The sequence below is a fragment of the Streptomyces sp. NBC_00258 genome, assembly GCF_036182465.1.
Lineage (GTDB): Bacteria > Actinomycetota > Actinomycetes > Streptomycetales > Streptomycetaceae > Streptomyces.
Map to the genome: position 1 here is coordinate 2,665,296 of NZ_CP108081.1, position 25,595 is coordinate 2,690,890.

The 25,595-nt window shown below is 72.6% G+C and carries 8 protein-coding genes; 1 reads left to right on the forward strand and 7 read right to left on the reverse strand.

What is annotated here, in order from left to right; all coding sequences use genetic code 11:
* Positions 1 to 18: 18 nt before the first annotated feature.
* The 3 genes from OG718_RS12165 to OG718_RS12175 all read right to left on the reverse strand — a co-directional run bounded on the left by OG718_RS12165 (position 19) and on the right by OG718_RS12175 (position 3,515).
* Positions 19 to 669 carry a helix-turn-helix domain-containing protein gene (locus OG718_RS12165; protein WP_328844123.1) on the reverse strand — a complete coding sequence of 217 codons (651 nt, stop codon included), beginning with the start codon at positions 667 to 669 and terminating at the stop codon, positions 19 to 21.
* Positions 670 to 758: 89 nt separating this feature from the next.
* Positions 759 to 1,337: an RNA polymerase sigma factor gene (locus OG718_RS12170; RefSeq protein WP_143634445.1), complete on the reverse strand. Its 579-nt coding sequence runs from the start codon at positions 1,335 to 1,337 to the stop codon at positions 759 to 761.
* A 78-nt stretch (positions 1,338 to 1,415) separates the two neighbouring features.
* Positions 1,416 to 3,515, reverse strand: a complete 2,100-nt coding sequence (locus tag OG718_RS12175; RefSeq protein WP_328844124.1) for a penicillin acylase family protein — start codon at positions 3,513 to 3,515, stop codon at positions 1,416 to 1,418.
* 136 nt (positions 3,516 to 3,651) lie between these two features.
* On the opposite strand from OG718_RS12175, the gene OG718_RS12180 reads away from it, so the two are divergent.
* Positions 3,652 to 4,311, forward strand: coding sequence for an isochorismatase family protein (locus OG718_RS12180; protein WP_186001074.1), 660 nt, complete (start codon positions 3,652 to 3,654; stop codon positions 4,309 to 4,311).
* A 56-nt stretch (positions 4,312 to 4,367) separates the two neighbouring features.
* On the opposite strand, the gene OG718_RS12185 is transcribed toward OG718_RS12180, so the two are convergent.
* Genes OG718_RS12185 through OG718_RS12200 form a run of 4 tightly spaced genes read right to left on the reverse strand, consistent with a single transcriptional unit; the run spans position 4,368 to position 25,558 of the window.
* Positions 4,368 to 4,601, reverse strand: a complete 234-nt coding sequence (locus OG718_RS12185) for a hypothetical protein (protein WP_328844125.1) — start codon at positions 4,599 to 4,601, stop codon at positions 4,368 to 4,370.
* Entirely contained in the window at positions 4,598 to 6,172 is a 1,575-nt protein-coding gene (locus OG718_RS12190) for an amidohydrolase (protein ID WP_328844126.1), read from the reverse strand. The genes OG718_RS12185 and OG718_RS12190 overlap by 4 nt, the downstream gene beginning before the upstream one ends.
* Before the next feature lie 12 nt (positions 6,173 to 6,184).
* The gene (locus OG718_RS12195) at positions 6,185 to 6,406 is read right to left on the reverse strand and encodes an MbtH family protein (protein ID WP_328844127.1); all 222 of its coding nucleotides are present in this window, start codon (positions 6,404 to 6,406) and stop codon (positions 6,185 to 6,187) included.
* A gap of 42 nt (positions 6,407 to 6,448) precedes the next feature.
* Positions 6,449 to 25,558: an amino acid adenylation domain-containing protein gene (locus OG718_RS12200; RefSeq protein ID WP_443055010.1), complete on the reverse strand. Its 19,110-nt coding sequence runs from the start codon at positions 25,556 to 25,558 to the stop codon at positions 6,449 to 6,451.
* Between the last annotated feature and the right edge of the window lie 37 nt (positions 25,559 to 25,595).

The following is a 25,595-nucleotide window of genomic DNA, read 5'->3' on the forward strand; positions in this document are numbered from 1 at the left end:
GACCGTCCGGGGAAAGTGTCAACCCATACTGAACACGAACCAGACGCCGACAGCGGGTTCACTGCCGTCGTTGCGGTACCGGTGCGGGGTCGTCGACTCGAAGCAGACCGCGTCACCGGGCCGGATCAGGTGCTCCTCGAAACCGAGCGTGAGGACGAGTTCGCCGGAGGTCAGATAGCCGTACTCCGTCCCGGGGTGACGCATCAGGCCTCCCGCGCTGGAGGAGGTCCCGCCGGGCCGGTAGGTCACGCGCAGGAAGTCGACGTCCGCTCCCGGAACGTGGCCGAGACGTTCCCATACAACACCCGAGTCTAGCTCCAGCACCTCCCGCTCACCACCTCCGACCAGCGGTCCGATCCTGCGGCCCGGGTCGGCGGCGAAGGCGGCGAGGGCATGCAGCACGGTGTCGGGCGGCGCGCCCACGGCCGCGGTCGCCGGGGTTCGGGCCGTCTCCCCCTCCGCGTCGAAGAGCGACTCGACCGGGATGGAGAGCGCGGTGGTGATCGCGTACAGGGTGCTCACCGAGGGCTGGCTCTTGCCGGTCTCGATCTGGGAGATCAGGCTCGCGGAGACCCCGATCTCCCGCGCGAGGCCGCGCAGGCTCATCCCCCGCGCCGTACGCGCCTGCCGGATGCGCGCGCCGACGGGCGGCACGACCACAGGGGACACGGACGGCTCCTTTCGCAGGGATGTTCATGTTCATTGAACAGCGTGGCCGGAGGAATCGGGAGCGTTGCTCGAAAACGGCATACGCCGATCTACGCCACGACACCGTCCATGGACCTGGCGCAGATCAGCCGAAGCCGCGCTCGACCGCGGGTGAACGCGCCCTCGGCCGCCTTGACCGAGATCTGGTGGATGCGGGCGAATTCCAGCGTGGAGATTCCATGGGCGCGGGCGAGCACGACCTGCCGCTCCCGGCCCCGCAGGAGGTGCACCTGGCGGAGCAGCCAGCGCCCGAAGTCCCTGTCGCACACGCCCTCGTCCGGGATCTCGGGCGTACGGACATCGGCGGTGCGGGGCAGCAGCAGCCGGCTCCGCTCCTGTTCGCGGTGGTTGTCGACACAGAGGCGCAGCGCCACCGAGGTCAGAAAGGGGCCGATCCGCTCGCGGTCCAGATCGCCGCAGGCGGCCGCCCTCAGCATCGCCTCATGTACGCAGTCCTCCGTGTCCTGCGCGTTCGGAAGCCGTCGGCGGACAAGCCTCATCAGCCGCTCCCGGTGGCCGGCGATCACCTCCCAGGACAACTCCCTGCGTATGTCCTCCTGAGCTGCATCGAGTTCCCGGTCGCCGGTCCCGGCCGCACCTGAAGTCTCCGCCCAATTCCCATGATCCATGACCCCGATCTGTCCGAGCGGGGAGGGCGAAAAACCAGGGGCCTTCGCCTTTCATTCATCCGCATGAAGAACGGACGATCACATTCCGATGCCTCGGGAACCATGCTCCGGTTCTTCGACGAGAAGCGCGAAATCAGTGATGACAGGAGCGAGTTGACCGCTCAGCCACAGTGGAAGCTGGTCCCGCCGGTGTGGGTCTCCGGGGATGCCGCGGGCGCCCAGCGGCACCGCCCAGAGGCTGTTCTCGCGGCGGGCCAGGTCCCAGACGTACCGGGCGGACGGCCCCCGGGAGCTGAGATCCGTCACGCCGGGCGTGCTCGACGTGGCCAGCACACAGTCGTGGTCCCCGCCGAGACCGGGCCACTCCTCGTCCTCGGCGGCGGGGAGGATCCGGCCGGGGGCGAGCCGGTGCAGTTCGCCCCAGGTCACGGGCTCCAGGGGCGCCGTCTCCTCCAGAGCCGCCCGGACGACCGCCCCGCTGTCCAACCCCGGAAGCAATTCGGTGGCCAGCAGGTCCTCAAGCGCGAAGGCGACCTTCGCGGTGAGGTTCAGCCATGGCTCGAACACCATGGGATACGGCAGGGGCGGCACGGCGAGACTCTTCAACTCGGGGGCCGCCGCGACCCGTTGTACGACGGCGGAGCGAAGCCGGGCGTAGTCCGCGGCGGCGGTGCTGTCGGCGTCCATGTGCCGGTTCCAGGCCAGCAGTCGCGTCCTCAGCCGCGCCGCCTCGAGGCCGAGTCCGTCGAGCCGCGCCACTCGCTCCAACAGGGGTGCGGCTGCCGCGAGTCGGGTGTCCATGTGGATGGCCGCCATGTCGTGGGGCTCCCACTGCCGTGACACCCGCAGCAGGCCGTCGATCCGGTCGGCGCGGTACCGCGGGGCGAACTCCGTGCCCAACGGCGCGGCCAGGCCACGTTCGTTGGCCATCACCGCGATGCCGTCCACCTCGGCGCGGGGTGTGTCATGACGGCCCTGCCACTCGTGCCCGCTCCGCCAGGCGGGCACGATCCGCAGCCCGTTCTCCCGATGACGTACGGGCACGTATCCGGCCACGCGGTGCAGCAGTCCGCCGGACGTGTCCGCGGCGTGCACGACGTTCACCGGCTCGATCCAGCGGTCGAGTGCCCGGTCCACGTCCTGGACCGTACGGGCCCGGAGGAGGGCCGGGAGCACGTCGAAGCCCAGCTCCTCGGTGACGCGGGGCGGGTAGCGGAGGCTGATGCCGCCGGAGAGTTCGGCGGATCCCGAGTCGCCTCCGGCACCCTCGGCCGGGCCATCGATGATGACGGGCCCGCGCTCCGTCTCGATCACGTCGATCTCGACCGCGTCGCCGCCCGCGACCCGGATGGTCTCCCGGTGATGGGCGGCCGGCCGCCATCCCTCGGGCCCCAACGCCTCGATGCCGTCGCCCGATGTGCGCAGGCGCTCCCGGTAGAGGTCGTGGTAGTCGGAACTGGCGTTGGTGATGGCCCAGGCCACGGTCCCGGTGTGGCCGAAGTGCGCGATGCCGGGCACCCCGGGGACGGCGAAGCCGACGACGTCGTACTCCGGGCACGAGAGGTGGATCTGCTGGTAGAAGCCGGGGTCCTGGATGAAGCGGTGGGGGTCGCCCGCGATGAGCGCGGATCCGGACGCGGTGCGGTCGCCCGCGACCATCCAGCCGTTGGAGCCCGAGGTTCCGGGGCCGTCCGCGGCGAAGAGTTCGAGGGCCTCGTCGCCGAGCCGGCCCGCGACCTCCTCGCGCCACAGCTTGGTCGGGAATCCGGCGAAGAGGATGTGGTGGGCGAGCCAGACACCGAGGGGCGTCCACTTCTGCCACGTTCCCGGGGCCAGTCCCGTGGCCGCGAACTCCGGCGCGTCGGCCGCTCCCCGCTCAAGGCCGGCGTTCACCCCGTCCACGTACGCCGACACCCAGGCCGCCGTCTCCTCCTCCAGCGTCTCGAAGCAGCGCCGGGCCGTGTCGTCGAGCCGGGCCCGGCGGACGAAACGGTCCCAGGGGACGGCGCCCGCCCCGAGGAAGGAGGCCGTGGTGCCCTGTGAACGGTGCCTTTCGGTCTCGATCTGCCAGGCCCGGTCGCGCGCCGCGTTCCTGCCCTGAGCGAAGGCCAGCCGCAGCGGATCGGAGGCCCGGAGATGCGGGATGCCCCAGGCGTCCCGGTACGTACTGCTCGCCATGGTCCCCGCTCCTCGAACTCCTGGTGACTCGGCCGAACCGGCCACCTGACGATCCACCACTCATCAAGTTAGCTTAGGCTAAGCTAACTTCCCTCAATCGGACTCGGCGCACACGCCATCAGGGAGGAGTCCGCCCATGGGCTTGCCGGTCATCAACTCCTATCCCATGCCCGACCGTTCCGCCGTGCCCCCGTCGGGCCCGCCCTGGACGATCGATCCGGCACGGGCCGCGCTGTTGATCCACGACATGCAGAACCACTTCGTCCAGGCCTTCCCGCCGGACTGCTCCCCCGTCGTGGAGCTGCTCGACAACAGCGCCACCCTGCGCGAGCTCGCGGGGACGCTCGGCATGCCCGTCGTGTTCAGCGCCGAGCCGGCCGCCCAACGCCCCGGCCAGCGGGGGCTGATGACCGACATCTGGGGCCCGGGCATCGGGCAGGAGCCCGGCGAGGACGCGGCGATCGTCGCGGAGCTCACGCCCAGAGTGGGGGAACACCTGCTGGTGAACGTCCGCCACAACGCCTTCCTCCGCAGTCACCTGGGCAGGCTGCTGCGCTCCGAGGGGCGCGACCAGCTGATCCTGTGCGGGGTTCGGGCGCATCTCGGCATACTGCTGACGGCCGCGGACGCCTTCATGCACGACATCCAGCCGTTCGTCGTGGCCGACGCGGTGGCCGACTTCTCCGCCGAGGACCACTCCATGGCGCTGCGGTGGATCGGACGCACCAGCGTCGTGTGCACCACCAACCAGCTGATCCGCCAGCTCCTGCACGGCAGGGCGGCACAGAGCATGTGATGCCTTCGCCTTCGCCGAAGCGGGTCGTTCACGGGCAACCGTTCACCAACAGTCGTTCACGAGCAGGGGCGACCCGGATAGTCGTCGCTCTCCGGCACGCCCGCCTCGCGCATCCTGCGCACGACCTCGTGCTTCACGCCCTCGTCGTCGATGTCCACGAGGCAGTTGCCGTCCCGGTCGAACACCAGGATGTCGCCGGTGGTGTCCCAGAGCACCCACCGGTGCGGGTACGCCGATCCCTGCCACAGGTGTGCGTACCGGGCGTTGTCGTTGTCCGTCCGCGTGCTCACGACGCGGCCTCCTCGGTCTCACGGCCGTCGACGAACGTCGCGACCACCTCGATGTCGCCGATGCGGGACGCGTCGACACTCCCCGGGTCGTCTCCCAGGACGACCAGGTCGGCGCGTTTCCCCGGGGTCAGGCTCCCCGCGCTGTCCTCCCAGTGGCAGGCGAAGGCGCCGGCCACGGTGTACGCGCGCAGGGCCTCGTCGACCGTGATGCCCTCGTCCGGACCGATCACCTGCCCGGACGTGGACGCGCGCTCGACCATGAACTGCACTGCCCTGAGCGGCGATCCGTCCGCGACGGGCCGGTCGGAGCTGCCCACGAGGGTGATCCCGTGCTCCAGGAAACCCCTCCCCCGGTACAGCCAGGGCGCCCGCACCTCCCCCATGATCGCCGCGTAGTCGTCGCCGAAGCAGCGCAGGAAGTTCGGCTGGATCACTGCTGTCACGCCCAGCCGCGCGAAGCGCTCCAGCTGGTCGGGCCGGATGAGGCCCGCGTGCTCGATGCGGTGCCGGGCGCCCGGGCGCGGCCGGATCCGCTGCGCCCGCTCCAGGGCGTCCAGGGCGACGTCGGCCGCCCGGTCGCCGATGGCGTGCACGGCGAGCTGCCAGCCCGCGAGATGACCGTCGACGATCGTGTCCGCGAGGGTCTCGGGGTCGTCCTGCAACTGACCCGCGTGGTCGAGCCCCTGGTACGGGCCGGTCAGCGCGGCGGTACGGGCCATCATGCCGCCGTCGGTGTAGATCTTCAGCGCGCCCACGGAGAGCCGGTCGTCGCCGAACCCGGTGCGCAGACCGAGGTCGAGGGCACGGGGAATGCCGTCGTCCTCGTGCGCGGTGACGGGGCGCAGCCGGTCCGCGGACACCATGAGCTGCACCCTGAGCGGCAACCTGCCCTGTTCCTGGGCGAGTTGATAGGCGCCGAGTTCGACCGGACTGTGGCCGAACAGCGCGCCGCCGATGCCCGCCTCGGCGCAGGCCGTCACTCCCTCGGCCAGACAGGTCCGGGCGGCCAGCCCGATCGCCTCGGCCAACTCCTGCTGGGAGTACGGCAGTCGAAGCGCCCGGGCGGCTCCCATGGCGCCCTCGGCAAGGAAGCCGCCCTCGTGCCGGAGTTCGGCGGGCAGCAGGTCCAGGACGGCCGTGTTGACCATGCAGCCGTGTCCGGAGTCGTGCATCATGAACACTTTTCGCCCGGCGCCGACCTTGTCCAGTTCGGCGGCCGTCAGATGGCGTCCGAGGCCGCGCTGGTCGTACCCCGCGAGGTCGGCCCAGCCCCCTTCCGGCGTACGTGCCACCGCCTCTGCCACGGCGGCCAGCACGTCCTCGACCGAGGTGCACGGGGCGACGCTCGGTGTGCCCGCCTTGAAACCGGTCCAGGCCAGGTGCACATGGCTGTCGATGAACCCGGGCAGCACGGTGGCGCCCTGGAGGTCGACGACCCTGCGGGCGGGCAGCGAGGTCACCTCCTCGTCCAGGCCCACGATCCGGCCCCGCCAGATGCCCAGGTCGTGGGCGACGGGACGGTCCGGGTCCATGGTGAGGAAGCGCGCGTTCGTCAGTCTCGTGGAGAGCATCGGCCGGGCGCCTCAGCCGGCCTGTTCCGCCATCCGCTCCACGAGGCTCTTGGGGCGCATGTCCGTCCAGTTGGCCTCGATGTGGTCCAGGCACTCCTGGCGGGGAGCCGGGCCGTGCGCGACGGTCCAGCCGGCCGGGACGTCCACGAAGTCGGGCCACAGGCTGTACTGGCCCTCCTCGTTGACGAGCACGGAGTAGGTGCCTTCGGGGTTCTCGAACGGGTTGGTGCTCATGCGGTTGGTCCTCCGACTCTCTTGGATTGCAGGGGTGTTGGGCTAGTCACGGGCTGCCGCGCGGGCCACCAGGGCCCGGAGTGCGCGGAACCAGGTCTCCGCCAGATCACGGACCGCCTCCTCGGACAGGACGGCCTCGGGCCAGGACCAGTTGGCGGACAGTACGGGTCCGTCGGCGCGGTCCTCGGTCACCACGTTGATGCCGAGCGCGTGGCCCTCCCGCATCTCCGGCTCGGCGCCGATGTCGGAGACGTCCTCCTCGGGGGCGTACGACCAGTCCGTGGCCTCGGGGATGCCGAAGCGGCCGAGGTAGTTGAACTCGATCGGCGGCGCCTCGTAGCCCGCGAGGACCGGTGCCGTACGGGGGTTGAGGTGGCGGAGCATGCCGTAGCCGACGCCGTTCGCGGGCAGTGAGCCGAGGTGCTCCCGGGTCCGGGCGAGCGCCTCCTCGACGGCCGGGCCGCCCTCCAGCGCCTCGTCCAGGTCGACGGGACCGGGATCGAGGAGAACGGGGAAGATGCTGGTGAACCAGCCGACCGTACGGGACAGATCGACGTCGCCGGCCACTTCCTCGTCGCGGCCGTGGCTTTCGAGGTCGACCAGGACGGGTCCGCCGGGGCCGCTGTCGTGTCGGCGCCGCCAGTCGGCCACGGCGAGGCCGAGGGCGGTGAGCAGGACGTCGTTGACGTTCGCGGTGAAGGCGGAGGGCACCGCGGACAGCAGTGGTCCCGTGTGCTCGGTGGGCAGCCGCAGCTCCAGCTCCCGTACGGTGCCGACCGTGTCGCGGGCCGGGTCGAGCGGGCGCTTCAGCGGCAGGGGCGCCGCGCCCTCCAGCACGCCGGTCCAGAACGGCAGTTCCGCCTCACGGGCCGGGTCCTGCGCCAGCTCTTCGAGCCTGCGCGACCAGGTGCGGAAGGACGTGTCGACGGGCGGCAGTTCCGCCGGGCGCCCCGCCTCGACGGCACGCCACGCGGTCTCCATGTCCGGCAGCAGGACGCGCCAGGACACACCGTCGGTGACGAGGTGGTGTGCCATCAGGAGCAGCCTGCCGGGCTCTTCGCCCGCGTCGAACCACACGGCCCTCACCATGACGCCGGTGTCGGGGTCCAGCGCCGCACGGGCGGTGTGGGCACCGTCCGCGACCGCCGTGCGCAGCTCCGCCGCGTCCAGTCCGCGGACGTCGACCCGCTCGATCCACGCGTCGGCGTCCACCGCACCCGCCGGCGGCACCTCGACGCTCCAGCCGCCCGGTTCCGTACGGACCAGGGTGCCGCGCAGCATGGCGTGCCGGTCCGCGAGAGCCCGCAGTACGGTCGCGAGCCTCGGCCGGTCCAGTGCGGCGGGCGTCTGGACGAGGGCCGCCTGGTGGTAGCCCTTGAACGGGCCGCCCAGTTCGCGCAGCCAGTGCATGACCGGCGTCAGCGGCACGATGCCGGTGCCGTCGTCGACCGGACGCGCGTCGGCGGTGCCGGTGGCGGTCGCGACTTCCGCGAGCCCGGCCACCGTGCGGTGGCGGAGCACCAGGCGCGGGGTGATCCGCACGCCCGACGCGCGGGCCCTGCTGACGAGTTGCATCGCCATGATGCTGTCGCCGCCGAGGGCGAAGAAGTCGTCGTCGACACCGACCTCGTCCAGGCCGAGCACATCGGCGAAGACCTCGCACAGCGTCTTCTCCAGTTCGGTGCCGGGTGCCCGGCCGGTGGAGAGGGCGGAGAAGTCGGGCGCGGGCAGGGCGGCCCGGTCCAGCTTGCCGTTGGCGAGTTCCGGCAGCCGGTCCAGGAGGACGACGGCGGCCGGGACCATGTGGTCGGGGAGATGCCGGCCGACATGGCCGCGCAGGCGTCCGGGGTCGGGCAGCGCGCCGGGTACGGGGACCACGTACGCCACGAGCAGTTTCCGCTGTCCCTCCTGACGGACCGTCACCACGGTCTGGGCGACGTCCGGTTCGGCGGCGAGCACGGACTCGATCTCGCCGGGTTCGATACGGAAGCCGCGGATCTTGACCTGGTCGTCGGCGCGGCCCAGATAGTCGAGATACCCGTCGGCGGTCCAGCGGGCCAGGTCGCCGGTCCGGTAGAGCCGGGAGCCGGGCCCGCCGAACGGGTCGGCGACGAACCGCTCGGCCGTCAGGGCGGGCCGGCCCAGATAGCCGCGGGCGAGCCCGCCTCCGGCCAGGTACAGCTCGCCCGTCACGCCGGGCGGTACGGGCTGCAGGCGGTCGTCGAGGACGTACGCCCGGGTGCCCGCGACCGGGCGGCCGACGAGCGGCCGGGAGCTGTCGCGCACCCGTGCCACGAGGGCGTCGACGGTGGACTCGGTGGGCCCGTACAGGTTGAACGCCTCGGTGCCGTTCAGCCGTCCGAGCCGCTCCCACAGCGCGACGGGGACGGCCTCGCCGCCGACTCCGACGACGGAGAGGGGGCAGCTGCCGTCCTCGCGGACGAGTCCCGTCTCGGCCATCTGCGCGAAGAACGACGGTGTGACCTCCAGGAAGTCGAAGCCGTGCTCGACGACGGCCGCGGCGAGCAGCTCGGGGTCGCGGCGGGTCTCGTCCGACACCACGTGGACACAGTGCCCGTCCAGCAGCCAGAGCTGCGGCTGCCAGGAGGCGTCGAAGGAGAACGCCCAGGCGTGTCCGGCGCGCAGATGACGGCGTCCGGTGGCCTCCTTGGCGGGCGCGTACAGCGTCTCGCGGTGGCTGTGGAAGAGGTTGCCGACCGTCTCGTGGGTGATGACGACGCCCTTGGGGCGGCCGGTGGAGCCCGAGGTGTAGATGACGTACGCCGGGTGGCGCGGGGTCAGGGGCGCGATGCGGTCGGTGTCCACGAGGTCCGTGGCGCCGTGCTCGGCTAGCACTTCGCACGTTCCCTCGGCGTCCAGCTCCAGGACCGGGGGTCCGTCCGCGGGGAGCAGGGGCGCGATCTGCCGTGTGGTGAGCGTCAGGACCGGGCGGGCGTCCTCCAGCGTGTCGCGCAGATGGCCCGTCGGAGCGTCCGGGTCGAGCGGCAGGTAGGCGGCTCCGGCCTTGTGCACCGCGAGGATGGCCAGCAGTGTGCGGGCCGTACGGGGCAGGGCCAGCGCGACCAGCCGCTCCGGGCCCGCGCCGTGCGCGACCAGCAGCCGGGCGAGCCGGTTGGCCTTGGCGTTCAGCTGGGCGAACGTCAGCTTCATGCCGTCGGACGCGACGGCCGGGGCGTCCGGTGAGAGCGCGGCCTGCCGCTCGAAGAGCGCCGGCACGGTGGTCGGCTCGGCGAGCAGTGGGCGGGCGTTCCAGTCGGTGAGGATCCGGTGGCGTTCGTCGGCGCCCAGGATGTCGATGAGGCTGATCGGGGTGTCGGGGGCGACGACGACCGCCCGCAGGAGGCGGACGAGCCGTTCGGCGACGGCTTCGGCGGTCGCGCGGTCGAAGAGGTCGGTGCTGTATTCGAGGACGCCGTCGACGCCCTCGTCCCCCGCCCGCTCCACGAAGTCGAAGGAGAGGTCGAACTTGGCGCTGGTCGCGCCGACCTCCTCCCGCCGCGACTCAAGTCCCGCGAGACCCGCCTCGTCACCGCCCGCGGCCAGGTACACGATCATGACCTGGAACAGCGGGTGCCGGGAGAGCGAACGCGCCGGGTTGAGCACGTCCACGACCCGCTCGAACGGCACGTCCTGGTGGTCGAAGGCGGCCAGGTCGGTCTCCCGCACCCGGGCGAGCAGTTCGCGGAATGCGGGGTCGCCGGAGGTGTCGGTGCGCAGCACCAGGGTGTTGAGGAAGAACCCGACCAGGTCCTCGAGAACCTCGTCGGTGCGCCCGGCGATCGGGCTGCCCAGCGGGATGTCCGTACCGGCGCCCAGCCGGGTCAGCAGTGCCGCCACCGCCGCCTGGACGATCATGAACATACTGACGTTGCCCGACCGGGCCAGCTCGCGCAGCCCCGCCGCCAGTTCCGGGTCCAGGGCCATGTCCACCACGCCACCGCGGTAGCTGGCCTCCAGCGGACGCTGCCGGTCCACGGGCAGCGCGAGCTCCTCGGGGAGCGCGTCCAATGTCCGCTTCCAGAACGCCAGTTGGCGGAAGGAGAGGCTCTCCGGGTCCTTCTCGTCACCGAGCAGCGCGCGCTGCCAGAGGCTGTAGTCGGCGTACTGGACCGGCAGCGGCGCCCGCTCGGGAGCGTGGCCCGCCGCGCGCGCCTCGTAGGCGACGGCCAGGTCCCGGGTGAGCGGCTCGTCGGACCACTCGTCGCCCGCGATGTGGTGGAGCAGGAGAAGCAGTACGTGCTCGTCGTCCCCGGTGCTGAACAGGTGCGCGCGCAGCGGCGCCTCCCGGTCCAGCTCGAAGCCGTACTCGGCGGCCTCGGTGAGCCGCTCGGCGAGTTCCTCCTCGCTCGTGACAGCGGCCGTCCGCACCTCTATGCGGGCCTGTGCCGGTTCCAGGATCAGCTGGTACGCGCGCCCGTCCTCCTCGGGGAAGACGGTCCGCAGCGGCTCGTGCCGGGCGACCAGGTCGTCGACGGCCAGTTGCAGCGCGTCGGCGTCGAGCGGTCCGGTGAGCCGCCAGGCGAGCGGGATGTTGTACGTGGGACTGGGGCCCTCCACCCGGTACAGCACCCACAGGCGCTGCTGGGCGAAGGAGAGCGGCATCCGCTCAGGACGCTCGGCCGGTGCGAGGACGGGCAGCCCTGCGCCGGTGTCGTCGCTGCCTTCCCTGAGGCGCTCGGCGAGCCGCGCGACCGTGGGCGCCTCGAACACCGTACGCAGGGAGACCTCGGCGGTGAGCGCGGCCCGGATGCGGGCGGCCAGGCGCATCGCGACGAGGGAGTGGCCGCCGAGGGCGAAGAAGTCGTCGTCGATGCCGACGCGTTCCAGGCCCAGGACGTCCGCGAACAGGCCGCAGAGGATCTCCTCGCGCGGGGTGCGCGGCAGGCGTCCGGTGACCGCCGCCGTGAAGTCCGGGGCGGGCAGCGCTGCCTGGTCGAGCTTGCCGGCGATGGTGCGCGGCAGCGCGTCGAGGGCGACGAAGGCGGCGGGCACCATGTGCTCGGGCAGCGCGCCGGCCACGTGGGTGCGCAGGGCCGCCGGGTCGGGTTCCCGGCCGGGCACGGGAACCACGTACGCGACGAGGCGCCGCACGCCCGGCGAGTCCTCGCGTACGACCACGGCTGCCGCGGAGACGTCCGGGTGCCCCGTGACGATGGTCTCGACCTCGCCCAACTCGATGCGGAAACCGCGCAGTTTGACCTGGTCGTCGGCCCGGCCGAGGAATTCGAGGGTGCCGTCGGAGCGGCGGCGCACCAGGTCGCCGGTGCGGTACATGCGCTCGCCGGACCCGTCGTACGGGTTCGCCACGAAGCGGTCGGCGGTCAGCGCCGGGCGGCCCAGATAGCCGCGGGCGAGGCCTTCGCCGGCCAGGTACAGCTCCCCGGGTACGCCGACGGGGGCCGGGCGCAGCCGTTCGTCGAGGACGTGAGCGCGGATGTTGTCGAGCGGTGCCGCCCAGGGGGCCAGGCCGGTGTCGCCGCCGTGCCAGCCGTAGGCGTCGACGGCGCACTCCGTCGGCCCGTACAGGTCGTGGACCGCCGTGCCGGGCAGGGCGGCCAGGCGCCGCCAGAGCGGCGGCGGGGTGGCCTCGCCGCCGACGGCGATGACGGCGGGGACTCGGCTGCCGGGGGCGAGGAAGCCGTGGTGCAGCAGTTCCCGCAGATAGGTGGGCGTGAGGTCGACGAAGTCGATGCTCCGGTCGTCGAGGTAGGCCAGCAGCGCGGCCGGGTCCAGCATCGTGGCCTCGTCGACCACGTGGAGTTCGTGGCCCGCGAGCAGCCAGATGAAGGGTTCCCAGGAGCCGTCGAAGCTGAACGAGGCGGCGTGCACGGCGCGCAGGGTGTCCCGTCCGGTGTCCCGCACGGCCGGGTTCATCACGTCGCGCAGGTGCGAGGCGAAGAGGTTGCTCAGGCCCCGGTGAGTGCCGACGACGCCCTTGGGGCGGCCGGTGGAGCCGGAGGTGTAGATCGTGTAGGCGGCGGCCTGTGCGGGGTACGTACACGGCTCGGCTCGTTCTGTGGGGGCGGGCAACTGGCCGTCCAGGAGCAGCCGTTCCACGCCCGTGGCCGACGGCAGCCGGCCGGCCAGGGCGGTGGTGGTCAGCAGGCAGACGGGGGCCGCGTCGTCGAGCATGAACTCCAGCCGGTGGGCCGGGTGGTCCGGGTCCAGCGGGAGGTACGCGGCGCCCGCGGTGAGCACGCCGAGGATCGCGGGCACCATCTCGTGCCGGGGCAGGGCGAGGCCCACGACGGATTCCTCGGTGACGCCGTGCTGCCGGAGCAGGGCGGCGACGGAGTCCACCCGGCCGGCGAGTTCGGCGAAGGTCAGGCGTCCCGTGCCGGTGACCAGCGCGGTGCGGTCCGGGTGGGCTCGGGCGATGTCGGCGAACACCTCGGGCACCGCGCGGGGCTCGACGGGGTGGGCGGTGTCGTTCCACGCGCCGGTGGCGGCCTCCCGCTCGGGGTCGGTCAGTACGTCGATCGCGCCGAGCGGGGCGTCCGGTGCCGAGGCGGCCTGCCGCAGCAGCAGGACCAGGCGTTCGGCGAGCAGTTCGGCCGTGCCCGGGTCCACGAGATCCGAGGCGTATTCCAGCAGCAGGACGATCCGCTCGCCCTCGTCCACGAAGGTGAAGTCGAGGTCGAACTTGGCCATGCCGGTGTCCATGTCGGACCACTCGGTCGGCAGGCCCAGCAGGTCCGGGTCGCCGTCGGGGCGGTAGTGGTAGCCCAGCATCACCTGGAACAGCGGGTTGCGGCCCGCCACGCGCGGCGGGTTGAGGGCCTCCACCACCCGGTCGAAGGGCAGGTCCTGGTGCTCGAACGCGGCGAGCGACGACTCCCTCACCCGGCCCAGGAGTTGACGGAATGTCAGGTCGCCGTCCCCGTCGGACAGGTCGGTGCGCAGGACGAGCGTGTTGACGAAGAAGCCGACCAGGTCGTCGAGGCCGCTGTCCGTGCGGCCCGCGATCGGAGCCCCGAGCGGGATGTCCTCGCCCGCGCCCAGCCGGTGCAGCAGGGCCGCCGTGGCCGCCTGGAGCAGCATGAACATGCTGGTCCCGGTCGCGCCGGACAGGTCGCGCAGCGCCAGGCCCACCTCGGCGGGCACCTCGTGGCGCACGGTGCCGCCGCGTCCGGTGGGCTCGGCGGGGCGCGGCCGGTCCAGCGGCAGCGTGAGCTCTTCGGGGAGGTCGCGCAACGTGTCGTTCCAGTAGGCGAGTTGGGCCTCGCCGACCTGTGCGAGCAACTGCTCCTGCCACAGCGTGTAGTCGGCGTACTGCACCGGCAGCGGTGCCCGGTCCGGCGCGGCACCCGCCGTACGTGCCGCGTAGGCGGCGTTCAGGTCGGCCAGGAACGGCCGGTCCGACCACTCGTCGGTGGTGATGTGGTGCAGCACCACGGCGACCACGTGGTCGGCCGGTCCGACGCGGAACACCTCGCAGCGCAGCGGGAGTTCACGGTCGAGGTCGAAGGGGCGGCGCTGGGCCGTCTCGATCAGGGTGTCCAGCGCGGCCTCGGCGCAGTCCGTCACGGTGAGGCCGGGTTCGGCCTCGGCCGCCGGGACGATGTGCTGGTACGGCTCGCCGTCGTGTTCGCGGAACACGGTGCGCAGGGCCTCGTGCCGCCCTGAGACGTCCCGCAGTGCGGCCCGCAGCGCGTCCAGGTCGAGGTCGCCGCGCAGCCGGAAGACAAGCGGGAAGTTGTACGCGACACCGCTGCCGGTGATCTGCTCCACCAGCCACAGCCGACGCTGGGCCGCCGAGAGGGGGATGCGCTCGGGCCTGTGGTCGGCGGGTGCGACGGCCGGGCGGGCGGGGCGCCCGCCGTCCGCGCGGGCCGCGAGGAGTTCGGGCGTGGGCGCCTCGAACAGGTCGCGGATCGCCAGTTCGGCACCCAGTTCGGTACGCGCCCGGCTGATGAGCCGGGTGGCGAGGAGGGAGTGACCGCCGAGGTCGAAGAAGGCGTCCTCGGCGCCGACTTCGGGCAGCCCCAGCACCTCCGCGAAGAGGCGGCAGAGCACCTCCTCCTGCGGAGTGCGTGGTCCACGGCCGGTGCCGAGCGCGACGGCCGGTTCGGCGTCGGGCAGGGCCCGGACGTCCAGCTTGCCGTTGTCGTTCATGGGCAGCCGGTCGAGGGTCACGAAGGCGGCCGGGACCATGTAGTCGGGCAGCTGCTGCTTGAGGTCCTCGCGCAGCCGCCGGATCAGGCTGTTGGCGCCGCGCGCGATGGTGGGCTCGGTGGCGTACGGGGCCTCTCCTCCGCCGGGGAGATACAGTCCGGCGGTGAGCCCGGCGCCCTTGCCGTCGAGCGGCACCGCGCCGTCGAGGAACACCGCGTCGTACGTGCCGGGTTCGCGGGACCAGGTGGTCAGGACGGGGTGGCCGAATTCGAGGCCGAGCTCCCGAAGCGTCTCCGGGTCCACTCCCCCGGCGGCTCCGATGCGGGCGTCGGGGATGCCGTTGACGCGCACCGGGGCCGTCCGCGCGAGGCCGGCCAGGTCGAGGTCGCTCGTGTGGTCGACCACCGGGATGCCGTCGAGGCGGAGGGCGGGCTCGCCTGCGTACAGGACGGCGTCGTAGCGGTAGCGGGTCAGCTCGTTGTGGTGCCGGGCGCGCTTGGTGCGCAGGTCGACGCCGTGACCGAGGGTGGTGAAGTAGTCGGGGTCGACGAGGAGTTCCTTCTCCAGGCGCAGACCGCGTTCGACGGCCCGCTCCAGCGCCTCGTCCGTGACCCCCTTCGCCTGCTGGATCTCCGTCTGGAAGGTCCGGGCGAGCCGCAGGTTGCGTACGTCGCCGACGAACAGCGCGCCGCCCGGGGCCAGCAGGCGCATGGCGCCCTGGATCACCGACGTCAGATAGTCGATGCTCGGGAAGTACTGGATGACGGAGTTGATGACGATCGTGTCGAAGTAGCCGTCGGCGGGCAGGCCGCTCAGGTCGTCGGCGGGCTGGGCGCGGAGCGTGACCTTGGCGGCCAACTCCGGGTCCTGGCGCAGGTCTTCACCGATCTTGCGGATGACGGGCGCGGCGAAGTCCGTGGCCCAGTAGGCCTCCGCGTCCGGGGCCAGCTGGGACAGGAGCAGGCCGGAGCCGACACCGATCTCCAGGATCCGGCGGGGCTCCAGCGAGCGGATCCGCTCGACGGTGGCCGCACGCCACTCCCGCATGTGGTCGAAGGGGATGGGATTCCCGTCGTACGAGGAGTCCCAGCCGGCGTAGTCCTCGGTGAAGACGGCGGTGCTGATCTCCTCGTACTCGTCGGAGTAGATCTCCTGCCACTCGCCGACCTGGTCGCGCTCGGCGTCGTCCCGGTCGGTGCCGGTGAGCCGGCCCGGGACGACATAGCCGACGAGCCGCTCTTCGCGGACGACGACGGCGGCGTGCGCGACCTGGGGGTGCCGCGACAACGCGGCCTCGATCTCGCCCAGTTCCACGCGGTAGCCGCGGATCTTGACCTGGTCGTCGGTACGGCCGAGGAAGTCGAGGTTGCCGTCGGGGTTGCGGCGCACCAGGTCTCCGGTGCGGTACATGCGCTCGCCGGGTTCACCGAACGGGTCCGCGACGAACCGCTCGGCGGTCAGGCCGGGGCGGTCGAGGTAGCCGCGGGCCAGCCCGATGCCCGCGATGTAGAGCTCGCCCGGCACACCCTCGGGAACCGGCCGCAGCCAGGCGTCCAGGATGTGGGCGCGGGTGCCGCGGATCGGGCGCCCGACCGTCGGGGTCGCGCTGTCGAGGGTGCCGCCGCCGAGGGTGTTGATGGTGTACTCGGTCGGCCCGTAGAGGTTGTAGCCGTAGGTGCCCTCCGTGTCGCGCAGCCGGTTCCACACCGTCTCGGACACGGCCTCGCCGCCGAGCAGCACGAGCGGCGGGCGGTGGCCCTCCAACAGGCCCTGCTCCATGAGCAGATGGGCGTAGGTGGGCGTCACGTTGATCACGTCGACGCGGTGGGTCTCGCAGTACGCGACCAGGGCCTCGGCGTCGCGCCGCAGCTCCTCGTCGCAGATGTGCACCTCATGCCCCTCGACCAGCCAGAGCAGCTCTTCCCAGGACATGTCGAAGGCGAAGGAGACCGTGTGCGCGATGCGCAGCCTGCGTCCGCCGGCCGAGGCGATGGCCGGTTCGAAGATCTCCCGCTGGTGGTTGAGCTGCATGTTGGTCAGCCCGCGGTACGGGGTGACGACGCCCTTGGGCCTGCCGGTGGACCCGGAGGTGTAGATGACGTACGCCGGGTGTTCCAGGCTGAAGACCTGCCGGTCCAGGTCGCCCGGAAGGGAGGCGAGTTCGGCGGCGACCGCCGGGTCGTCCAGCAGGACGCGGGGGGTGTCCGCGGTCAGCCGCGCGGAGACGGCGGCGTTCGAAAGGAGCAGGGCGGGCCGGGCGTCCTCCAGCATCGCCACGAGCCGGTCGTCCGGGTAGTCCAGCTCCAGGGGCAGGTACGCGGCGCCCGTGCGCAGTACGGCGAAGAGCGCGACGACCATGTCGAGGGAGCGGGGCAGCCCGAGCGCGACGACCCGCTCGGGGGCGGCGCCGCGGGCGAGCAGCAGCCGCGCCATGCGGTTGATCCGGGCGTCGAGTTCGGCGTACGTGAGGGTCTCGTCGCCGAAGACCAGTGCGGTGGTGTCGGGGGTGACGGCGGCCTGGGTCGCCAGCAGGTCGGCGATGGTGTCCTCGGGGTCGGGCACCCGGCCCTCGGCCCGCTCGCGCTCCAACTCCGCGTGTTCGGTGGGCAGAAGCGGGTCGAGGCTCCCCACCGGGGCGTCGAGGTCGTCGGTCAGCCGCTCCAGGAGCAGGGTGAAGCGGCGGAGCAGTTCCTCCGCCTTCGGGCGCCCGACGACGTCGGCCCGGTGGGTCAGGGTGACCTGGATGCTGCGTCCCGGCGTGACGACGAGGTTCACGGGGTAGTGGGTGGCGTCGACGTTGGCGACAGCGGTGGCCCCGTGCTGTTCGGTCAGCTCGGCCAGCCGTTCCTCGGTGTCGCTGTTGCGCAGCACGAAGAGGGTGTCGAACAGCCGCCGGTGGCCGGTCTCGGCCTGCAGCACGCCCAGGCCCAGGTATTCGTACGGCATCACGGCGAGCCGCTCGTCCTGGACGCGGCGGAGCAGCCCGAGCACGGGCTCGGCCGGGTCGTAGGCGATGCGGGCGGGGACCGTGTTGAGGAACATGCCGATGACGTTCTCGATCTCCGGCACCTCGCTCGGCCGGCCCGCGACGGTGGTGCCGAACACGACGTCGGTGCGGCCGGTCGCGCTGGCCAGGGTCAGTCCCCAGGCTGCGTTGAGCACCGTGTTGAGGGTCAGTCCGTGCCGTCGGCCGATGTCGCGCAGCCGCTCGCCCACCTCGTCCGCGACGAAGGCGTCGAGGCTCTCCGGGATGTCCGGCTCCAGGCCCTGGTCGGCGGCGACGAGCAGGGTGGGCTCGTCGAGGCCCGCGAGGGCGGAGCGCCAGGCGGCGGTGGCGACCGCCGTGTCCTGGACCTCCAGCCAGGTCAGGTAGTCGCGGTAGGAGCCGGGGGCGGGCAGGGCGCTCGCGTCGCCGCCGGACTCGTACAGGGCGAAGAGCTGGTCGAGGAAGAGCCAGGCGGACCAGCCGTCCCACAGGAGCAGATGGCGGCCGACGACCAGCCGGTCGCCGCGCTCCTCACCGAGCCGGATCACCAGGATCCTGAACAGCAGCGGCCGGGTCAGGTCGAAGCGGCGGGTGCGCTCGGCGTCGGTCAACTCCCTGAGCCGGACGTCCTGTTCGGCCACGCTCAGCCCGGACAGGTCGACCTCTTCGAGCGGGATCTCCGGGTCCCGGACGATGAACTGCACCGGCTGGCGCAGTCCTTCGCTGGTGAACCCGGCGCGCAGGCTGGGCGTGCGTTCCAGCAACACCCGCACGGCGGTGCGGAGCCGGTCCGTGTCGAGCGGGGTGGCGATGTCGAAGGATTCGTGGACGGTGTAGACGTCCAGGGCGCCGTCGTCGTACGTGGAGTGGAAGAAGAGGCCTTCCTGGAGCGGGGCAAGCGGCCAGATGTCGTCCACGGGGCCGGGGCTGAGGCGGTGGACGCGCTCGGTCTCCTCGGCGGTGAGGGCGAAGTCGGAACGCAGGGCGCGCGCCTCGGCGACGGGGGTGGCCGCCGTCGCGAGGGCCGCGGGTGTGCGGTGTTCGAAGACGTCACGCGGGTTGAGGTCCAGGCCCGCCCGGCGGGCACGGCTGGAGACGCCGATCGAGGTGATGCTGTCGCCGCCGAGCATGAAGAAGTCGTCGTCGATGCCGACCTCGTCGAGCTTCAGCACGGCCGCGAAGATGTCGGTGAGGGCGCGCTCGCGCTCGTCGCGCGGGGCCCGTACCTCGGCCCGTGTCACCTGCGGCGCGGGCAGGGCGGCCCGGTCGAGCTTGCCGCTGGGCGTCAACGGCAGGGCGTCCAGGACGACATAGGCGCCGGGCACCATGGGCGCGGGCAGCGACTCGGCGAGCGCGGCCTGGAGTTCGGCGGGCTCCGGGTGTGTGTCGCGGGCGGGGACCACGTACGCGACCAGCGCGTTGCCCGTGACGGTGACGGCGGCCTGGGCGACGGTCGTCTCACGCGCCAACGCAGCCTCGATCTCGCCGAGTTCGATCCGGTTGCCGCGGATCTTGACCTGGCGGTCGGTGCGGCCGAGGTACTCGATGACGCCGTCGGCGCGGCGGCGCACGAGGTCGCCCGTGCGGTACATGCGCTCGCCGGGCCCGCCGAACGGGTCGGCGACGAACCGCTCGGCGGTCAGCCCGGGTCGCGCGTGGTAGCCGCGAGCGAGCTGAACGCCCGTCAGGTACAGCTCGCCCGGCACTCCTTCGGGCACCGGGCGCAGGCAGGAGTCCAGTACGCGCAGGCCGGTGTTCCACACCGGGCGCCCGATGGGCACGGTGGTGCCGGGAGTGCCGTCGTACGGGTGGTACGTGACGTCCACGGCGGCCTCGGTGGGGCCGTACAGGTTGTGCAGCGGTACGCCGGTGAGCCGCTGCCAGTGGGCCGCGGCGGCGCCGGGCAGGGCCTCGCCGCTGCTGAAGACGCGCCGCAGGGAGGCGGCCCAGGCCGGGTCGGCGGTGATCTCGTCGGACTGCAGGAAGGCTTCGAGCATGGACGGTACGAAGTGGAGCGTGGTGACGCCCTGTTCGCGGATCAGCCCGGCCAGGTACGCCGGATCGCGGTGTCCGTCCGGGCGGGCGAGCACCACGGTGGCGCCCTCGCACAGTGCCCAGAAGAACTCCCAGACGCTGACGTCGAAACTGGCCGGGGTCTTCTGCAGCACCCGGTCGTCGGCGGTGAGTTCGTACGCGCCCTGCATCCAGGCCAGGCGGTTGACGATGGCGCGGTGGGTGACGACGACGCCCTTGGGGCGGCCGGTGGACCCGGAGGTGTAGATCAGGTACGCGGGGTCGTCGGGGCCTGCCGGGACGCGGACCTGGGGAGCGTCGGTCTGCTCGTCCTCGTCCGGGGTGTCCAGGAGCAGGCGGGCCGGGCCCGGGACCTCGGGCAGCCGGGAAGCGGTGTCGGTGGTGGTGACGACGGTCGCCGCTCCGGAGTCGGCGAGCATGTGGGTCACGCGGTCGGCGGGGTAGTCCACGTCGACGGGGAGATAGGCGGCGCCGGACTTCAGCACGCCGAGCAGGGCGACCATGAGTTCCGCCGAGCGCGGGACGGCGATCGCGACGATCTCGCCCGGCCGGGCGCCCCGGACGCGGAGCCGTCGGGCCAACTCCTCGGCGCGGGTGTCGAGTTCCTCGTACGTGAGGGTCTCGTTCCCGTACACCACCGCCGTGGCGTCCGGGGTGCGGACGGCCTGGGCCATGAACGACCCGGCGAGGGTCGTCTCGGGTACCTCGCGCGGTTCGCCTGCCGGGTGGGCGTGCGCCTGCTCGTCCGCCGAGAGCAGCTCCAGGGCGGCGGCCGGCTGCCCGGGGTCCGCGGCCAGGGCGTGCAGGATCCGGGTGAGGCGGTCCGCGACACGGCGCACGCTGTCGGCGTCGAGGCGCTGGGCGTGGTGCTTCAGCCGCAGGTCGAGGCGCCGGCCCGGCTTCACGATCAGGGCCAGCGGGTAGTGCACGGCGTCGTGGAACTCGTGGCCCGTGACCCGGACCGCGCCGGAGGGGTCGGTCAGGCCGGTCGCGGACGGGTAGTTCTCGAAGACGACCAGGGTGTCGAACAGCTCACCGCTGCCCGCGAGTCCGGCGACGCGCTGCAGCTCGGCGAGACCGAGGTGCTGGTGGTCCAGCAGCGCGGCCTGCTCGTCCTGGAGGCGTCCGACCAGGTCCGCGAGGGTGTCCGCGGGCTCCCAGCGGAAGCGGGTGGGCAGGGTGTTGATGAACAGCCCGACCATGGACTCGATGCCCTCGACCTCGGCGTCACGGCCGGAGACGGTGGTGCCGAACACCACGTCCTGGCGGGCCGTGAGCCGCCCGATCAGCAGGCCCCAGGCACTCTGGACGACCGTGCCCAGCGTCACGCCGAGTTCGCGGGCGCGGGCCGACAGGCGGGCGGTGACCTGCTCGGACAGCTCCACACGGATCTGCGCGGGCGTGATCGGCGTACCGTCGGCGGGCGTCTCGACGAGGCGGGTGGGCTCCTCGATCCCGGCGAGCGCGCCGCGCCACGTCTCGCGCGCGGCGTCGCGGTCGGCCGCGGCGAGGCCCCGCAGGTACGAGCGGTAGGGGGCGACCTCGGGCAGCGCGGCCGGAGTCTCGCCGTAGCAGGCCATCAGCTCGCGGTGCAGGACGGGCAACGACCAGCCGTCCGCGACGATGTGATGGAACGTCAGCAGAAGTCGGCTGCGGTCCTCGCCGAGCCGTATCAGCGCGCAGCGCACCAGCGGCGGCCGTGCGAGGTCGAAGCGGCGGGCGCGCTCCTCGGCGGCGACCGCGTCGGCGACGAGCGTCAGCCGGTCGTCGGCGACCTGGGTGTCCCCCGCCGAGAGATCCACCTCGCGCCAGGGCAGCTCCAGCCCCTCGGCGATGATCTGGACCGGCCGGCCGTCTGCGAGCGCGCGGAAGCATGCGCGCAGCGGGGCGTGCCGGTCGAGGACGCGCTGGGCGGCCCGGCGGAGCGTCTCGCTGTCGACCGGACCGGAGAGTTCGAGGGCCTGCTGGACGACATAGGCGTCGCGGTCCGTGCCGTCGACGACGGAGTGGAAGTAGAAGCCTTCCTGGAGGGGACTCAGCGGCAGCAGTTCCCGCACGACGACCGGGAACTCTCCCTGGATCTCGGCGAGTTCGGAGTCGGTCAGCCGGACGAGCGGGGTCTCCTCCGCCGCGTCTCGCCCGTCGGCCGGCGGGTCGGTCCGTACGTCGGCGGCCTCGGCGAGCGCGGCGACCGTACGGTGCCGGAAGACATCGCGAGAGCTGAGCCGCAGCCCGGCTCTGCGGGCGTGGATGAGCAGTTGGATGGCGGTGATGCTGTCACCGCCGAGTGCGAAGAAGTCGTCGTCGATGGTGGCCGAGCGCAGGCCCAGGACCTCGGCGTAGGCCGCGCAGAGCACTTCCTCGCGGGCGTCGCGCGGCGGGCGGCCGGAGCTGAGGGCCCCGTAGTCGGGCACGGGCAGCGCGGCTCCGTCGAGCTTGCCGCTCGGGGTGACCGGGAGCCGGTCCAGGGCGACAACGGCGGACGGCACCATGTACTCGGGGAGCTGATCGGCCGCGTACGAACGCAGGGCCTTCATCAGGGAGTTGACGTCACGGAAGGGCGCGGGCCGGTTGGCGTGCGGGACCGCGCCGGACGGCCGGTAGAGGTCACCGGGTGTGTCGAGGACCGTGTCGTCGCGTCCGAACAGCACGTCGAGGCTGCCGTCGTCGGCGGCGCCGTTCCAGGTGACCGCGGCCCGGAGGCCGTGCCGGGCGGCGAGGGTGTGGAAGACCTCGGGGTCCGGCCCCTCCGCGGGGGCGGCGGTGCGGCTGCTGTCGTCCAGGGCGGACAGCGCGGCCAGGTCCTCGGCGAGGCGGGCGTTGGGCAGACCGGTGACCCTGAGCAGGGCCGGACACTCCGCGAGCAGGGCGTCGAGGGCGTTCAGACCGCGTGGGCCGCCCGCGAAGTCGTCGTGGCCGCCCAGGTCGGCCCACGCGATCTCGTCCCCGTCGGCCGGCGCGGGAGCCTGCGCCGGAGCCGTCGATCGTGCCCGCTTGCGCAGCACCACGTCGTAGCGGTGCCGGGTCAGCTCGTTGTGATGCGCGCCCCGCTTGACGCGGATGTCGGCGTCGAAGCCGTCCAGTGCCGCGAAGTAGTCGGGGTCCAGGAGCAGTTCGCCCTCCCAGGCGACCGACCGTTCCACGGCGGCCCGCAGGGCCTGCTTGTCCTCCGTGCCGGTGGCGCGGCGGGTCTCCACGGCGGCGCGCAGGCAGCGCAGCAGCCGGGCGTTGCGCACGTCACCGATGAAGAGCCGCCCGCCGGGGGCCAGCAGTTCGGCGGCGGCGCCGATCACATCGGTGAGGTAGCCGGCGCCGGGGAAGTACTGGGCAACGGAGTTGAGGACGACGGTGTCGAAGAACTCCTTCGGCAGCCCGTCGGTGTCGTGCGCGGGCCGGGCGCTCAGGTGCACCCGGCCGGCCAGTCCGGGTACCGCGTCGACCTGGGCGCGCAGGGCACGTACCGCCTCCTCGGAGAGGTCGGTGCCCCAGTACTCCTCACAGCCGGGGGCGATCCGGGAGAGGATCAGACCGCTGCCGACGCCGATCTCCAGCACGCGGCGCGGCGCGAGTTCCCCGATCCGGGCGAGGGTCGCCTCGCGCCACTCCCGCATCTCCGCCACGGGGATGGGCAGTCCGTCGTACATGCTGTTCCAGCCGGCGAAGTTCTCACGGAACCCCGCGGAACCGTCGCCGACGCCCGCCGCCCCGTCCTGGCGACCCTCGGATCCGGCCGCCGCGTAGAGCAGTTCGTGCAGGTCCTTCCACTCCTGGACCTGCTCGCCGAAGTCCTGGCCGGCGTCGAGTGCGGGCACCACATAGGCGGCCAGCCGGCGGTCGCCCGGCCGGTCCTCGCGGATCACGACCGCGGCCTGTTCCACGGCGGGGTGGGCACGCAGTACGGACTCGATCTCGCCGGGTTCGATGCGGAAGCCGCGGATCTTCACCTGTGAGTCGGCCCGGCCGAGGAACTCCAGACGTCCGTCGGCCTTCCAGCGCACCAGGTCGCCGGTGCGGTACAGCCGCTCCCCTGGCGCTCCGAACGGGTCGGCGACGAACCGCTCGGCCGTCAGGTCGGGCCGCCCGAGATAGCCGCGCGCGAGTCCCGCCCCGCCGAGGTAGAGCTCTCCCGGGACGCCCGCCGGTACGGGGCCGAGCCGGGCGTCGAGCACGTAAGCCCGGGTGCCGGGGTCGGGGACGCCGATCGGCACGATCGACCCGGCGGGGGTGTCGGGGTCGCACAGGCCGAGCGTGGAGTTGGTGGTCGCCTCGGTGGGGCCGTAGGCGTTGAACATCATCCGGCCGCGCGCGTACCGCCCGACGAGTTCGGGCGAGACCCGCTCGGTGCCCGCGAGCAGTGTGGCGGGCGGCAGTTCGACGTCCTCGGGCATCGCGGCGAGCAGCGCCGGCGGGAGGATCATGAAGGTGATGCCGTTGGCGTGGGCGTAGTCGGCGAGCGGCGCGCCGGGCACCCGCAACTCGGTGGGTACGACGACGAGTCGGCCGCCCGAGAGCAGCCCGAGGCACAGGTCCCAGAAGGCCACGTCGAAGCTCGGCGAGGCGAACTGGAGCACCCTGCTGTGCGGGCCGATCCCGAACCGCTCGGTCTGGGTGGCGACGAGTTTGGCGACGCCCGCGTGGGAGAGCACCACACCCTTGGGGCGGCCGGTGGAGCCCGAGGTGTAGATCACGTAGGCGGCGTTGGCGACGGAGAGCGGGCCGTGGGCCGGGGCGCCCGGCCGGGGCTCGCTCAACTCCCGTACGACGTCGGGCGCGTCGAGCACCAGGACGTCCATGCCCTCGCAGGGCGGAATGCCCTCGGCGACCTCGGTCGTGGTGATCAGGCAGGCGGGTCCCGCGTCGGCCAGCATGTAGGAGATGCGGTCCGCCGGGTAGTCGGTGTCCACCGGCAGATAGGCGGCACCGGACTTCAGTACGGCGACCTCGGCGATGATCAGCTCGGCCGAGCGGGGCACGGCCAGCGCGACCACGCGTTCGGGTCCGGCGCCGCGCGCGACGAGGGCGTGGGCCAGCCGGCCTGCGCGTTCGTCCAGTTCGGCGTAGGTCAGGCGGGTGTCCTCGAAGACCAGAGCGATCTCGTCGGGCCGCTGCCCGACCTGCTCGGCGAACATCTCCGGCCAGGTGCGCAGGGGGACGGTGTGGTCGGTGTCGTTCCACTCCCGCAGGACGCGGTGGCTTTCCTCCGCGGTCAGGAGCTCCAGCTCACCGACCGGGGTGTCGGGCCGCGCGAGCCCGTCGGCCAGCAGGGTGGCGTAGTGCTCGGCCGTCCGCTGCGCGGTCTCGGCCCGGAAGAGATCCTGACGGTACGTCACCAGCACTTCGCCCGCTTGGACTTCGAGCACGAGGTCGAGCGAACCGGTCGCTGCCGTGCCGAGCAAGCCGGTCGTCACCGTGTCGGGCGAGTCGGTCGTCGCCGTGTCGGGTGAGTCGTCGCGTACGCCCGCGGAGGTCACCCCGGGCGCCATGCCGAGCGCTGTGCCGAATCCCGCACCGAACGCCGTGTTGAACAGCAGCCCGCCGCCCCGCGTCGGCTCCGGCCGCGTCTGGGCGACCAGCAGGGCCGGCCCGACCCGATGGGTCTCGGCCTCCGCGCACGCGTCGGCCACCCGTCGCACCAGTTCCGCGAACCCGGTGCCGCCGTCGAGGGCGACCCGGACCGGCAGCCCGCCGTACCCGACCGTGATGTCGCGGGCGCCGCCGTAGCGGTGCAGCAGCGCCACGTACGCGGCGAGGAGCGTGGCCTCGTCGGCCGTCGCGTCCAGTGTGCGGCCGATCGTCCGCGGCTCTCCGCCGGGCTTCAGCGGATACGGGAAGTCGACGGGGAGGGCGGCCTCCTGAGGAAGCGGATCGAGCCGCCGACGCCAGTACGCCGTCACATCACCGTCGTCGACACCGGACACACGAGTTTCGAAACCGGACACAGCTGACCGTGCCTCCAGAGTGTGCGGAACCGGCTCAGCCGGAGGACCGCAGGTCATACTAAGGTAAGGATTACCTAACCAAAAGGCCCAGTCT